Origin of the sequence: Archangium gephyra, from assembly GCF_042230915.1 — a bacterium.
Taxonomy (GTDB): domain Bacteria; phylum Myxococcota; class Myxococcia; order Myxococcales; family Myxococcaceae; genus Archangium; species Archangium gephyra_B.
In genome coordinates, this window is the sequence record NZ_CP102578.1 from 2,215,334 (window position 1) to 2,229,362 (window position 14,029).

At 71.2% G+C, this 14,029-nt stretch carries 13 protein-coding genes; 6 read left to right on the forward strand and 7 right to left on the reverse strand.

Features of this window, described 5'->3' with window-relative positions; genetic code table 11:
• Together NR798_RS08835 and NR798_RS08840 are read right to left on the reverse strand one after the other, a co-directional pair.
• The gene (locus tag NR798_RS08835; RefSeq protein ID WP_375770995.1) at window positions 1-933 is read right to left on the reverse strand and encodes a glutathione S-transferase family protein; all 933 of its coding nucleotides are present in this window, start codon (window positions 931-933) and stop codon (window positions 1-3) included.
• Between the two features lie 73 nt (window positions 934-1,006).
• Window positions 1,007-1,297: a DUF2277 domain-containing protein gene (locus NR798_RS08840; RefSeq protein ID WP_375770996.1), complete on the reverse strand. Its 291-nt coding sequence runs from the start codon at window positions 1,295-1,297 to the stop codon at window positions 1,007-1,009.
• 118 nt (window positions 1,298-1,415) lie between these two features.
• On the opposite strand from NR798_RS08840, the gene rraA reads away from it, so the two are divergent.
• From rraA to NR798_RS08865, 5 genes are all read left to right on the forward strand, one after another.
• Window positions 1,416-1,913, forward strand: coding sequence for a ribonuclease E activity regulator RraA (rraA, locus tag NR798_RS08845; protein ID WP_375770997.1), 498 nt, complete (start codon window positions 1,416-1,418; stop codon window positions 1,911-1,913).
• Window positions 1,914-2,002: 89 nt separating this feature from the next.
• Window positions 2,003-3,580 (forward strand): tetratricopeptide repeat protein, encoded by a 1,578-nt coding sequence (locus tag NR798_RS08850; RefSeq protein WP_375770998.1) that lies wholly within the window; start codon window positions 2,003-2,005, stop codon window positions 3,578-3,580.
• A gap of 7 nt (window positions 3,581-3,587) precedes the next feature.
• On the forward strand, window positions 3,588-4,193 hold the full coding sequence (locus tag NR798_RS08855; RefSeq protein ID WP_375770999.1) for an alpha/beta fold hydrolase: 606 nt from the start codon (window positions 3,588-3,590) through the stop codon (window positions 4,191-4,193).
• 7 nt (window positions 4,194-4,200) lie between these two features.
• Complete coding sequence (locus NR798_RS08860) at window positions 4,201-4,887, forward strand: hypothetical protein (protein ID WP_375771000.1); 687 nt, start codon at window positions 4,201-4,203, stop codon at window positions 4,885-4,887.
• A gap of 51 nt (window positions 4,888-4,938) precedes the next feature.
• Window positions 4,939-5,391: a hypothetical protein gene (locus tag NR798_RS08865; protein ID WP_375771001.1), complete on the forward strand. Its 453-nt coding sequence runs from the start codon at window positions 4,939-4,941 to the stop codon at window positions 5,389-5,391.
• Window positions 5,392-5,444: 53 nt separating this feature from the next.
• Here NR798_RS08865 and NR798_RS08870 read toward each other — a convergent pair whose 3' ends face one another.
• The 4 genes from NR798_RS08870 to NR798_RS08885 form a co-directional block, all read right to left on the reverse strand.
• On the reverse strand, window positions 5,445-6,059 hold the full coding sequence (locus tag NR798_RS08870; protein WP_375771002.1) for a hypothetical protein: 615 nt from the start codon (window positions 6,057-6,059) through the stop codon (window positions 5,445-5,447).
• 6 nt (window positions 6,060-6,065) lie between these two features.
• Window positions 6,066-8,459 (reverse strand): hypothetical protein, encoded by a 2,394-nt coding sequence (locus tag NR798_RS08875; RefSeq protein WP_375771003.1) that lies wholly within the window; start codon window positions 8,457-8,459, stop codon window positions 6,066-6,068.
• A gap of 184 nt (window positions 8,460-8,643) precedes the next feature.
• Entirely contained in the window at window positions 8,644-10,032 is a 1,389-nt protein-coding gene (locus NR798_RS08880; RefSeq protein ID WP_375771004.1) for a sigma-54-dependent transcriptional regulator, read from the reverse strand.
• Window positions 10,033-10,066: 34 nt separating this feature from the next.
• A complete protein-coding gene (locus tag NR798_RS08885; RefSeq protein ID WP_375771005.1) occupies window positions 10,067-10,606 on the reverse strand; it encodes a hypothetical protein in 540 nt (179 codons plus the stop codon).
• Between the two features lie 256 nt (window positions 10,607-10,862).
• Between NR798_RS08885 and NR798_RS08890 the strand changes: the two genes are divergently transcribed.
• Window positions 10,863-13,046: an ATP-binding protein gene (locus tag NR798_RS08890; protein ID WP_375771006.1), complete on the forward strand. Its 2,184-nt coding sequence runs from the start codon at window positions 10,863-10,865 to the stop codon at window positions 13,044-13,046.
• A 33-nt stretch (window positions 13,047-13,079) separates the two neighbouring features.
• On the opposite strand, the gene NR798_RS08895 is transcribed toward NR798_RS08890, so the two are convergent.
• The gene (locus NR798_RS08895; protein ID WP_375771007.1) at window positions 13,080-13,907 is read right to left on the reverse strand and encodes a Uma2 family endonuclease; all 828 of its coding nucleotides are present in this window, start codon (window positions 13,905-13,907) and stop codon (window positions 13,080-13,082) included.
• Window positions 13,908-14,029: the final 122 nt, after the last annotated feature.

Below are 14,029 nucleotides of genomic sequence, written 5' to 3' on the forward strand. Positions count from 1 at the left end.
TCAATCCACCTTCTGGACCTGGAAGCCGATGCGGGGGAAGTGCACGACGACCTCGCCCGCGCGGGCATCCACCCGCCGGACCGCGAGCTCATTGGGGCGCGACAGCACGAGCTCGCCCTCCACCGGATCGATGCCGTAGTCGCTCGGTGCGATCGTCACGCGCGCGCCCCGCGACAGCCCGTGCAGGTCGACGAAGGCCTCCCCTTCGGTGGGCAGGGGTTTGCTGGCGGCGGCGAGCGCGACGGCCTCCCCGCTCTCCATCTTGTCGCAGGTGCCGTGACCCAGCGCCTGCATGCGCTCCATCCACGCCACCAGCCGGGTGTGAGAATCGAGGATGGACGCGAGCGCACCGGCCCGCCGGACGAACCAGAGCGCATGGTAGACGGAGAAGTCGGCGATGCTCGTGGACTTGCCGAGCAGCCAGGCGCGGCCATCCCCGAGCTGGGCCTCGAGCTGCTCGAGATACAGCCGCAGCGCTCCCGCCGCTTCCGGGGCTCGCATGCCCGGCACGTTGCGCCGGAAGGCCGCGCGATCGGCCAGGAAGGCCTTGGCCTGTTCGGGCGGCATGTTCTCGAACATGCTCTGCACGCCCGCCGGCTGGAAGCAGTAGGGGATGACGGTCCAGAACAGCGTGGAATCGGCCCATTGCGCCTGGATGCGTGCCAGCCCCGCGGACTCGACGGGGTAGAGCGACGGCGTGGGCGCGAGCCGCTCCAGTACGTCCGCGATCAGCGCCGTATCACAGTAGATGTCCGCGCCGATCTGCAGCAGCGGCGTCTTGCGATAGCCGCCCGTCAGGGCGATCACGTCCGGCTTGGGCATGATCGCGGGAATGAAGACGGAGGTCCATTGCAGGCCCTTGAAGCCGAGGAGGGTGCGGACCTTCTCGGAGAAGGGGGAGCGCGGGTAGTGGTGGAGGATGAGTCGGGACATGGCCCGAGTCTTCCCAGGGCGCGCTCCCGCATGCGAGCGGGAACTTCCCGGGCTGCTCGCCACTTCTCACTTATCAGCTCGCTCCGCGCGCCTGCCGTGGCTTGAAGCGCAGGCGTGAGCGCTCGCGTGCCTTGTTGGCTTCGATCTCCCGGTCTCGAGGCTGGGCCGTCGTGGACAGCGAGTCGAGCAGCACACGGGCCGCGGCCGCGACATCATCCACGGCTTTCGCGAACGCCGCTTCGTTCGCCTGCGACGGTTTGTTGAAGCCGCTCAGCTTGCGGACGAACTGCACGGCGGCCGCCCGGACCTCTTCTTCCGTGGCGGGCGGCTCGAAGTTGAACAGCGTCTTGATGTTCCGGCACATGGTGGTCTCCAAGGCTCGACGTGGACGGAGCGCCCTTCCGTTTCATTTGTATCAGCACGGGCGGGTGGGGCGCGGGGGAGGTTGCTCTGTCCCGGGAGGCCTGAGCAGGTTCCGCACCATGAGCGAAACCATGGACCTCAAAACAGCGGACCTCTGCGACACGCACGCAGGCTCCCCGCATTTCCAGATCGCCGAGCCCGGCTTCCTCGACTATGGCGGCCGCCGCTCGTTCTCCGGCCCCATCAGCACGGTGCGAGCGCCCGAGGACAACTCCCTGGTGCGCAAGGCGCTGGAGGAGCCCGGACAGGGCCGGGTGCTGGTGGTGGACGGTGGAGGCAGCCGCCGCTGCGCGCTGGTGGGGGACCAGCTGGCGGCGCTCGCGCAGAAGAACGGCTGGGCGGGCGTGGTGGTGAACGGCTGCATCCGCGACGCCGAGGAGGTGGGCCGTACCGCCATCGGTGTGAAGGCGCTGGGCACGCATCCGCTCAAGAGCGGCAAGCGCAACGAGGGCCAGCGCGACGTGGAGGTGCGCTTCGCGGGCGTCACCTTCCGGCCCGGTCATCACCTCTACGCGGATGCGGACGGCATCGTCACCTCGGAGAAGGCGCTGGGCTGAGCCGCACCGGGCGCGACGGGCACCCGGGGGCTCCCGCGTCATGAAATCCTCCGGGATTCGCGGGTAGACTGGGGAGCGGTCCGATCCTCATGAAACGCTCCCTCCTCGCCGTCTCCGTCCTCGTGGGCCTGCTCGCCGTGGGCGGGCTCGTCTTCGTCCGCTCCCGGCAACCCGCTGCGGCCCCGCCCGCGCCTTCCGCGGCCGCGGCGCCGGTGGCCTCCGCTCCGCCGGTGGCCCCTGCCTCGAAGGACCCGCTCCTCGCGGAGATCGACTGCGTCGTCGCCACGCCGCCAACCTGCAAGGTGAAGGGAAGCGCCGCCTCCTTCGGCCACAACGGGACACGCCTCATCCTCAGGACCCTGGCCCGCAGCGCGGCGGAGTGCCACGCTGGCAAGCTGGCTTCCTGCCTCGACGTTGGCATTGCCTACGAGCAGGGCACCGTCGTCGAACCCAGGCCGGACAGGGCCGCCGCCCTCTACGAGCGCGCGTGCGGCCAGGGCCTGTCCGACGGCTGCCGCTACCTGCTCGACCTCTACCGCCAGGCGAAGGGTGTTCCTCGCGACGATGAGCGGGCGAAGGCGCTGAAGCAGCGCGCCCTGGAGCTCGACTGCGCCGAAGACCCCACCGCGACCGGGTGCGAGGCCTTGCTCGCGTCCCGCCGCGATGTCCCGGATGCGGGCCTCGGCACCGCGACTCCCGTGGCGGATGACAAAGCGAGCACTCCGGCTCACGACGAGCAGGACACCCCCAGGTGTGGCTCGCTGGCATTCGACCTCGTGTACGAGCGGGACGGGGTGAAGCTCAAGGATGAGGTGATCGCACGCCTCGAGCCCTGCCTGAAGCCCCTGTGTGATGCGGGCGATGCGGCCTGTGCCTCACAGGGCAAGCCTGGTGGGGTGGACCCGAAGCCAGACCGCGACGTGTACCTCCAGAGGTTCTGCGACGCGGGACATGCGGACTCCTGCCACCGCCTCGCGAGGTCCGTGGAACTGAGCTCGGTGTTCAATCCCAAGGAGGAGATGCAGAGCATCGTGAAGAGGCGGACCAGCGCCCTGCGCCTGGACGAGCGCGCGTGCGCGCTGGGGAACGCGCTTTCCTGCGCGGAGGTGGGGGAGGCCTACGAGAGTGGCTTCCCTGTCGAGAAGGAGCTCGAGCGGGCGCTGGATGCCTACACGCGCGAGTGCGAGCTGAACGGCGCCAACGGCTGCATGAAGGAGGCAAGCCTCGCGGGCCCGGTGGAGCCCGAGCGCGTGACGCTCGCCCTGCTGCGGGCGCGGGTGAACTACGAGGATGGGTGCGATCCGGAGAATGCCCCCAGCCCGTGCAAGCTCGCGGCAGACCTCTTCGACGGGCGGAGCGGCCTGGACACGAATCCCGAGCGGAGGGCCGAGCTCTACCGCCTGGCGGTGCCAGGGCTCGAGAGTGGCTGCGACACCGACGCCGACGCCTGCCGGGAGCTCATCGCGCTCCACGAGCAGGGGCTGGGTGGACTGGAGCGGGACGAGGCCAAGCTGAGCGAGCTGCGGCAGAAGCTCTGCTCCCACACCATGGATTGCGACGAGCCCGAGGAGGCGGAGGCGGAGGCGGAGGACAATGTGCAGCAAGAGCTGTCCTCCGATGAGGAGTCCGCCGAGCCCGAGCCGTCCGCTGATTCCGAGATGGAGTAGCGCGCCGATGAACCCGTGGATTCCCGTGGCGGCGGCTGCGGCCGTGGGCCTGCCCACCTTTTGGGCGTCGAGGAAGATCTGGCGGAGGCCCCCGCCGCTGACAGAGGCGGAGCTCGTGGCCACCGCGGTCCGCCTCGCGGATCATCTCCGCATCGAGAAGTTCCTGCTGATGGGAATCAGCTACGGCACGCTGGTGGCGCTGGGCGTCGCCGCCGTGGCTCCCCACCGGGTAGAACGCGCCGGACTGTTCGGGCCCATGCTTCCAGGCAGCTGGCTCGCGGAGCACCCCGAGCTCGCGAAGGGTGCTCGTCCGAATGATGCCGCGCTGTGGTCGACCGCACAGCGCTTCCCGGCCCTGCTGTACCCGATGACGGCGCTGTTCGGGCTGTCCCCGACGGCGGCGAAGATCCGCAGCTTCGTGGACGAGCGGCTCTCCGCGCAGGAGCGGGCGATGCTCCAGCCCGGGCATCCCCTCAACATGGCGTCTATCCGCCTGTCCGCTGCAACTCCTTGCTTTCTCAAAGCGGTCCCTACGATGATGCCTCTCAAAAGGGGGATTCCAAGAAATGGTGACCTGTCCATCGTGCGGGGCGAGCACGCCTACGAGCCGTGAGTTCTGCATGAGTTGCCTCGGGACGCTGTCGTCCGAGCCCCAGCCGCGAACAGCCGTCGAGACGCGCGGGTCCATCGTGTCCACCCCTCCCGACGCAGCCGCGTTGGCCCTCACGGCTCCGGTTCCCTCCGCCGAGCCATCCGAGGAAAGCGCCCGGTGCCCTCGCCATGCCCACCTGCCCGTGGCGGGCACCTGCGGCAGCTGCGGCACCTTCTACTGCATCGAGTGTGTGCCGGACGCGGCCACGCGAACCTCCACGCTCTGTCCCGACTGCGAAGTGTCCCGGGAGGTGCGCGAGGCCCCGGAGCGCATTGACGCCATCCTACGGGAACTCTCCAGCTCGCTCGTCGTGCTCGCCATCCTGGTGATGGGTTTCTGGCTCGTGGCGGCCCTCCACTTCCAGGAGAATCCTCGGCTCTTGTTCGTCTTCCTCGAGGGTCTCCTCATCGCCCTGCCGTTCGGACTCAGTGCCGCGCTCATCAGGACGAAGCGGCGCATGTGGGCCGTCTGGCTGGGCTTTGTCTTCGAGACCGCGGTCATGGGCATCCTTCTGCTGTCGAGCTTCGTCCTCGCCGCGGTCGCGCTCTTCGCCATGCTCTACACGCTGAGCCGCATCTTCACGCTCCAGGAGCTGCTGAAACTCCAAGCGGGTAACAAGGCTCCCGCCGCGACATCACCGTCGCCTGCGAGATGAGCGCTCCCTCAAGCGGGGACGGAGGCGGGCCCACAGAAGAAGAGCTTCTCCTTGGCCGCGACGGTGGAGGAGCCGAGGAAGCAGAGGACGGCGCGGGTGGATGGGGCCGGGCTGCTCCGCAGGACGTTCGCACGGGACGTGTTCGCCTGTCCGCGGTGTGGAGGCAGGCTCGTGCTCGGGCACTCTGCTCACGGGTGGGCGATGACGAGCAGGCTGGGGGCGCGCTTCGGGTGGTTCACCGGAGGGCGTACCCTCCTGGCGTCCACGTTCTTCCGCGGGACGCCGCTCGGTCACCGCATCGTGGCCGTCCCCGCGCTGAGGCGCTCCATGGGAATGGCGACGGCGGCGTTCGAGCTGGGAGCCCCGGTCCTGCTCCTCTGGCCGGGGATGCATGTGGGGTTGGCGCTCATGGCCGTCACGTTCCACCTGGGCGTGCTGCTGGTCATGCGCATCTCGTTCTGGCACCTCTGGGTCTTCTTCCCGGCGCTCTTCGTGGTGCCGTAAAGAGTGGAGGCGGCGGGAATCGAACCCGCGTCCGAATGTCTGTCTTTGGCCCTCTATCGCTCCGGAGACTGGACGGAGCAGCGGCCCTCGGCGCGGCGCGTGAGGTCCTCGGCCACCGTGCGCAGCAGGCCCCGCGTCAGCGCCGAGCGCTCCGCTTCCGTCTTGTCCCCCTGGGTGAGCCACTGCGCCACCTTCCCCAGGCTCGACGCCGTCACCACCTGCAGCCGCACCCCCACCTCCACCACGAAGGCCGCCTCCGCCTCCGGCTCCTCCTCCAGCGTCCACGCCACCCGCTCCAGCTCCAGCGTCCCCACTCCGGATGCCAGCGGCCTGCCGTCCAGCACCCAGCCGCCCTCCTTCGCCGAGTACGCCAGCACCTGCGTCAGCCGCGCCGCGTCCATCCGCTCGGAGAACCACAGCGGCCGGCGCCGCAGCAGCGTCAGCTCCACCTCCAGCCGACCCGCCAGCCCCAGCCGCATCAACCGCTCCAGCTCGGGCGCCACCAGCGTGAGCGCCTCGGGCCGCACCACCACGCGCCGTCCCACCCGCGTCGCCGAGCACGTCACCTTCGGCGGCTCCTCCCCTTGGGCCAGGGGCGCGAAGAGGCCCAGCACGGCCACCAGGGCCGCGCCGAGACTCCTCCTCGTGCTCGTGCCGGGTCCCCTCATGGTGCCTCAGAAGGGCCGGACGAAGAGCAGCCGCGCCTCGGGGCTCAACGACGCGCGCTCGTCCGTGCGCCACGCCACCGACAGGTGCACCGAGTCCCCGAAGTAGAGCTGCGCGCCCACTCCCAGCTTCGGGTCCATCCACCCCAGCTCCTCCCGGTGCACCGAGCCCACGTCCGCGAAGGCCCCGACGAAGCCCCACCGGTACTCCGCGCTCGCCAGCAGCGAGGCGTCCCCGCGGAACTCCTTGAAGGCGTAGCCGCGCAGCCCGCTCCACCCGCCCAGGGCCTCCTGCTTCTGCAGCGGCAGCTCCGAGCCCCCCGCCGCGCGCACCCGCAGCCGCAGGCCGTCCTCGTGGCCGGTGCTCACGTACAGCACGCTGTCGCTCACCACCTTCCAGAAGCGGTACTCCGCGCCGCCTCCCAGCTCCGGGCTGCCCACCTCCACCGTCAGCAGGCTGCGCACCGCCGTCCGCTCCGGCCACTCCCAGTCCTGCCGCAGCAGTGACAGCTCGGGGTTGCGGAAGAGCGAGCCCACGCGCTCGGAGCGGGCCGCGTCGCTCGCGTACTCGAGCCGCCCCACCACCGACGTCATCCGCCCCTCGTCCACCAGCGGGTTGGGGAAGGGCGCCGAGTCGCGCCGGAAGAGCGAGAAGGGCGGCGAGAAGCTCACCAGCGAGTCGTACGTGTCGCGGCGGTACTCGGCTCCCACCAGCCACTGCGGGGCGAAGCGCCAGGTGGCGAAGCCCGTGAAGCCCCTGCGCCGGAAGTACTCCGAGTCCGGGCGGTTGAGCAGCGCGGAGTAGATGTACGAGTCGATGGCTCCCAGGCGCCACCGGTCATTGGTGTCCGTGAAGTCGTAGAGCTGGACGCCCACCTCGGCGAGCCGCACCACCGGCACCTGCGCCTTCGCCCCCACCAGCCAGTTGAGCCGCCGCTGGAAGGCCGTGCGCTCCGGGTCGCCCACAATCCGCTGGCCGCCCCACCGCAGGGGAATGGTCAGCGCCGCGTCCAGCGTCACGTGGGCCCGGTTGCGCACGTCCCAAAGCTTGAGCGAGCCCGACAGGCCCGGCGCGAAGCCTGTCACCTGCGTGTGCATGGGGAGCAGCTCCACGTCGAAGCTGGAGCCCCTCGGGCGGGCGTGCACCACCACGCGGCGGCCCACGGTGGTGATGGCCTCGTCCCCGGACTCGCGCTTCCACTGCTCCCCCAGCGCCTCCCAGGACAGCTCCACCTCGTCCTCCCAGTGCTTGTGCTTCTTCTTGCGCCGCGTCTCCTCCTCCACCGGCCGGTAGCTCCGCCCGCCGTCCTCCCCGCGCACCTCCTCGAAACGCGTGGCCGGCCGGGGGAGCGTCTCCACGTCCCACAGCTTGAGGAAGGGCATCTCCTGCTTCAGCCGGCCTTCGGCGCGGCGCAGGTCGCTGCGCAGCAGGACGTCGCCCGGCTTGATGCCCATCACCTCGCGCACCCGAGCCGCCACGTCCTCCTCCACGCCCCGCACCTCCACTGCCTCCACCTTGCCCTCGTCCACCCGCAGCCGCAGCTGCCCCTCCGGCGTCAGTGTGGCGTCCAGGCTCGCGAGCAGGTAGCCCTCGTCCTCGACCTCCTCCAGCGCGCGCTCCAGCGCGGCGGGCAGTCCCCGCCACACGAAGCCCGGGTGGAACTGGCCCTCGTCGAAGTACGCCAGCAGCTCCCTCGGCGGGTTCGGCGCCGGGCACTTCCGTGACGAGATGTGCACTCGGACCCCCTCCGTCCCGATGCGCACGTTGGCCACCGTGTCCTCGTCGTCGTCACCCTCGTCGTCGTCACCCTCGTCGTCGTCGCCGTCCTCGTCGTCGGAAGCGGAGGAGTAGGGCGGAAGCTGGAACAGCTCCTCCTGCACGTCCCGCTGCTCGTCCGCTTGCAGGCCGGTGAGCTCCACGCCCGCCACGTAGGGCTGCTCCTCCACCGTCACCACCAGCACCGGCGTCGCGCCCTCCGCGAGCCGCACCGTGGGCGTCACCTTCGTGAACAGCCCCGTGCGCGCGAGCCGCTGGAGGATGAGCGCCGCCTGCTCCGGGCTGAGCGCGCCCTTCGCCGGAACGCGGGCCAGTCCGCGCACCAGCGGCTCGGGCAGGCGCTGGAGGCCCTCGAACTTCACGTCCGCCAGCGCCCGGTTCTCCCCGTTGATGCTCAGCCGCAGCGCGCCGAGCACCTCGGAGTCCGTCTCCTCGTCCTCCTCGGCCAGGCAGGGATCCTCCGCCTGTGGCGAGGGCGGCGCTTCCTGGGCGGCGGGCGGAGGCGCCGTGCCGTCCTTGCCGGAAGCCTCGGGAGTCGGGGGGGCGGCGGTGCCCTGGGCGTTGGCCGCGAACGACAGCAAACAGAGAAGGAGTGCGATGCGGTTCATGCGGGACGGGAGGAGCACGAGGCGTTCCAGGCCGGCGGGCGCGGCAAGTGCGCGAAACCACGGGGTGTCGCGCCACGGCGAGGATGTCATCCCCACATCCTGATGTCGTGGGGTGATGTGCTTATGACATCGGCGGGCCCGCGGACCCTGGCTGGGGGAAGACCCTCACCCTGGCCCTCTCCCAGAGGGAGAGGGGATTGGCTCAGACCGCGGGGATGCCCAGCGCCTTGAGGCGGCGGTGGAGGTTGCCCCGGTCCACCTGGAGCAGGCGCGCGGCCCCGGCGATGCTGCCGCCTTCCTCCAACGCGGCCTTGATGAGGGTGCGCTCGAAGTCGTCCACGTGCTCGCGGTAGCTCTTCTGGCCGAGCACGAGGCGCGCGGGGGCCGCTGCCGTCAATGCCGCCGCGCCCGTGAGGGACTCGGGTGTCAGCGTGAGCGGACCCTCTCCGCGCAGGAGGTTCTGTCGCTCGACGTAGTTGCGCAGCTCGCGCACGTTGCCGGGCCAGGGCCAGGCGCGCAGGGCCTCCTCGGCGCCGGGGGCCAGCACCAGCGGCACGTTCGGCCCGGCCAGCTCCGCCGCGAAGGCGCGCGCCAGGGGGAGGAGGTCCTCGGTCCGCTCGCGCAGGGGGGGCAGGGGGAGGGGCATCACGTTGAGCCGGAAGTAGAGGTCCTGCCGGAAGCGCCCCTCGCGCACCGCGAGCGTCAGGTCCCGGTGCGTGGCCGCGAGGATGCGCACGTTCACCGGCACCGGCAGGCCTCCGCCCAGCCGCTCCACCTCCTTCGTCTCCAGCACGCGCAGCAGCTTGGCCTGCAGCTCCAGCGGCATGTCCCCCAGCTCGTCGAGGAACAGCGTGCCGCCGTGGGCCTGCTCGATGCGGCCGAGCCGCCGCGCGGTGGCGCCCGAGAAGGCGCCGCGCTCGTGGCCGAACAGCTCGCTCTCCAGCAGCGTGGAGGGGATGGCGGCGCAGTTGACCGCGACCAGCCGCCCCTTGCGTCCGGAGGCGAGGTGGAGCGCCCGGGCCACGCGCTCCTTGCCCGTGCCCGTCTCCCCGGTGATGAGGATGGCCGCGTCGCTCGGGCCCACGCGGGCGATGAGCGTGCGCAGCGACTCCATGGCCGGGCTGTCCCCCACCAGGTGCCCGGGGCGGGCCAGCTCCTCGCGCAGCCGCTGTTGCTCCTCGCGCAGCTCGCCCAGGGCCAGCGCGTTGCGCAGCGCCGTGAGCAGCCGCTCGGGCGAGGGCGGCTTCTCCACGAAGTCGGTGGCGCCCAGCTTCAGCGCCTGCACGGCCTCGGCGGGGGAGGCCTCGCCGGAGAGCACCACCACCGGGACGGGGAGGGGCTTGGGCAGCCGCGCGAGCAGCTCCAGGCCCGTCTCTCCGGGCATGCGCAGGTCCAACAGCATCAGCGCTGGAGGCTGGCCGGGCGCGTCGAGCAGGCGCAGGGCCTCGGCGGCGGAGCGGGCCTCCACGGGGGAGAAGCCCTCGTCGGAGAGCAGGCCCCGCAGGCCCTTGAGGACGCCCGGATCGTCATCCACCAGGAGGATGCGCGGGCCGGACGTCTGGGGGCGCGGGGCGGCGAGCGGGGAGTTCACCGGCCCAGCGTAGCGCAAGGGCACCGGGGAAGGCTCAGCGCGGGCCTTCCGCCGCCTGCCCCGGCGCCGCGGGTGCACTCGCGGTGGGCAGCGCGCGGACCGCCAGCAGGTACGCGTCTCCTCGCTTCTCGGCGAAGAGGTCCAACACCAGCATCAGCGAGGCCTGCATCACCAGTCCCACCCCCACGCCGTACACCAACTCCTTGCGCCGGAAGGCATACGCGAGCCCCACGCCCACCAGCAGCAGGGCGACCTCCACCCCCTTGTAGAGCTCGAAGTTGCGCATCACCCCCTCCATCCGGGGCACCTCCGCGAGCTGGAAGGCCGAGGGGGACGCGGCGAGCTGCCGCGTGAGCGCCGCCACCTGCGCGTCGGTGCGGAAGGCCACCGTGCCTCCCACCACCAACTGGATGAGGCCCACCGCGATGAGCGGGTACGCCATGCCTCGGTACGCGTGGCCCGACAGCAGCAGCCACACCGCGACGCCCACCGCCACGACGCCCACGAGGACGAACAGCCAGCTCTCCGCCTTCTCCGCCGCGAAGTAGCCCACCATCTGCTCCTGCATTCCCATGACCCACCCTCCCGTCACGGTGCTCCCCCCCGCGACAGTTGATGACCTTGGGTCATTAAATAAATGAGCGAGGGTCAGCCGTCAAGCCGGGCCCTTGCTGGGGGAGTGAAGGGAGGGGCGTGCCCTGTTTTCCATGGAGTGGAGTGATGAGGTTGTGGACTGGGGGCCTGGCGGCCATTTCGTATCAAGCAGGCGTGCATGGCGCTCCCCTGCCTGCTACCGCTCCCACCGGACCTTCCAGCGGGAGGTGGGAGTGATGTTGGAGTTCGAGTTTCCGTCCGTCCTGTCCCTTCAACGTGCCCGCGGACAGCTCCTCGGGCGGATGAGCCGCGAGCTGGCCACCTGCTGCGGACGGGCTGACGTGTTCCGCTGCCTCGGCCGGGTGGCGCTGCCGGAGCTGGGGGACTGGTGTGACCTGGACGTGCTCCAGGAGGGAGTGCTCCAGCGGGCCGCCGCCTTCCGTGCTCCCCACGGCGCGGTGCATGGGCCTCCGGGGAATGCCCCCTCGCTGCTGGCCCAGCGGGTGGCGCGCTCGGGCCGTCCGGAGCTGTGCCAGGGCCCCTGCGAGCGGGTGGCGGTCCTCCTGTCCTCGGGCGAAGAGGAGCTGCCGCGCGTCCAGGCCGCCGGGCCGCTGGACTGTATGGCGGTGCCCCTGCGGTGGGGCGGGCAGCTCATCGGGGTCCTCTCCTTCGCCTCGCGCGAGCCGGAGCCGCACCTGGACGAGGACGCGCTGGCGCTCGCCGAGGACCTGGCCGGGTTCATCGCGCTCGCGCTCGAGCTGGAGCGGCTGCGCCAGGAGCTGGAGCGGACCCGCCATCAGGCCCAGCGTCAGGCCGCCGACTTCCGGACGCTGCTGGACGTCATCCCCGTGGGCATCGGCATCGCGTACGAGCGCGAGTGCCGCTACATCCAGCAGAACCGCTGGTTCGCGCGGCTGCACGACCTGCCGCTCGACAGCAACATCTCGCTCAGCGCCCCCGACACCGAGCGTCAGCCCATCCGCTACCTCGATGAGCACGGCCGCGCGCTCCCTCCCGAGGAGCTGCCCATGCAGCGGGCGGCGGCGACGGGCCAGGAGGTGCTCGACGTGGAGCTGGACCTGGAGGTCCATGGGCAGCGGCGCGGCACGCTCGTCATCTCCGCCGTGCCGCTCTTCGACGAGGAGCACCGTCCCCGCGGCTGCATCGGCACCATCCAGGACGTCACCGCGCGCAAGCGGGCCACGGAGGCGCAGCGCTTCCTGGCCGAGTCCAGCGCGGCGCTCTCCTCGTCGCTCGACACGGAGCAGACGTCGCGCACGTTGGCCCGGTTGTGCGTGCCCGCGCTCGCCACCGTGGCGGCGTTCTGTGGCTGGCGGCCGGAGGGGACGCTCGGGATGCTGACGGTGACGCATGCGGACCCCGCGCTCCAGCCGCTCGCCGACGAGGTGGCCCGCACCTTCGCCATCCCCGAGGGGCACCCCATCCACGAGGCCATGCGGACGGGACGGCCCCGCCTCATCCCGGTGCTCGAGGAGGCCGGCGATTGGTACGCGGGCGGGGAGGCGCAGCGGCAGGGCCCCTGTAAGGGGCTCGGCATCCACTCGGTGATGCTCATTCCGCTCGCCACGTCCCATGGCGTGGCCGGGGTGCTCGTGCTCGGCTCGCCAGAGCGGGCCTGCACCGAGGACGACTTCACCTTCGCCCAGGAGTACGCCGCCCACGCCACGTACGCCATCGACAACGCGCGGCTCTACCGCGAGGCCCGCGAGGCCGTGGCCCTGCGCGACGAGTTCCTCGGCATCGCCGGCCACGAGCTGCGCACCCCCCTCACGGCCCTGCAGCTCGGGCTCCAGCGCCTCGTCGGGGAGAGTGCCGTGCCGGGGGAGGCCGCGCGGCTGGCGAAGTGGGCGGCCACGTGCCAGCGCCAGGGCGAGCGCTTGGGCAGGCTGGTGGGAGATCTGCTGGACGTGAGCCGCATCACCTCGGGCCGCCTGCCGATGGTGCTCGAGGAGATGGACCTGTCCGCGCTCATGGAGGAGGTGGCGGCGCGCATGGGGCAGGAGCTGGAGAAGGTGGGCTGCCGCCTCGTGATGAAGCTGCAGGCACCGCTCACCGGGCGGTGGGACCGCTCGCGCCTGGACCAGGTGCTGACCAATCTCGTCAGCAACGCGATGAAGTACGGGCAGGGCCGGCCCATCGAAATCACCGCCGGGGCCACGCCCGAGGGGGTGCGCCTGCGCGTCCGGGACGAGGGCATCGGCATCTCCCCGGAGGACCAGGCGCGCATCTTCGGGCGCTTCGAGCGGGCCGTGTCCGAGCGTCACTATGGTGGGCTGGGCCTGGGGCTGTGGATCTCGCAGCAGATCGTCACCCAGCTGGGCGGCCACATCCGCGTCGAGAGCGTGCAGGGCCAGGGCTCGAGCTTCACGGTCGAGCTTCCGCGGTGGGTGGAGGACTGAGGGGCAGCCCCCCACCCAAGATGGCTCGCGGAGTCAGGAGGGAGGGCGAGTCCCAGGCCCTCGCAGCTGCTCCAACTCGGCCTGGAGCTTCGCCAGGCGCCGTTCTGCCTCCTCGCGCCTGCGCGTCTCCTCCTCCGCACGCTGCTCCGCTCCCTCCGCGCGCTGTTCCGCTCCCTCCGCGCGCCGCTCCGCCTGTTCGCGCAGCCGCGCCTCCTCCTCCAGCAGTTCATGGGACTGCAGCAGCAGCGCGTTGCCCGCCCACAGCCGCAGCTTTCCCCCCGCCAGCTCGAACTCCAGTCCCAGCACCTCCGAGCGGTAGCGGCCCTTCTCCGCGGCAATGCGCTCGTACCGGCTCGCCTCGGGCGTGGGCAGCCGATACGCCTCCAGCCGCTCCCTCGCCCTGTCGTAGATGAAGTACTCGGGAATCCTCAGCCGGGCGTAGCGCTCCACGTTGTACTCGGCGTCCTTCTTGCGGTCGCCGCCCACGTGCACCTCCATCACCCACTCCAGCCCCTTGCCCTCCTGGCTCACCACCCACTTGCTGCGCGGGTGCGTCTCCACGTCCCGTACCGCCAGCATGTCCGGCGCGAAGCGTCGCTCATCCGGGTAGTACACCGGCAGTTCCGTGCCCAGGTACACCTGCCGCCCCTGCCGCGAGAAGAAGCCCCGGAGCACATCCAGCGTCTCCATCTTCGCCTGGGAGTGCAGGTCCCCCTCCGGCATGGCCATCTCGTCCCACGTCACCTCGCCGGGAAGTGACTCCACCACCTGCCCCCGCTCCTCCACACTCATCCGCTCCCACTCTTCCCGCGTGGGCGCCTGGGGGAAGCGGCCTCCACGCTCCTGTTCGCGCTGTGCCATGCCCCACAGCCTGGGGTGGGCCCACGCGCGCGTCAATCGCCCCCGCCGCACTCCCTGAGCAAGTGTCGGGCCGGGCTCCCTGGCCCCTCGCTGCGTGGGGAAGGCCGCCCGCAACCATCTCG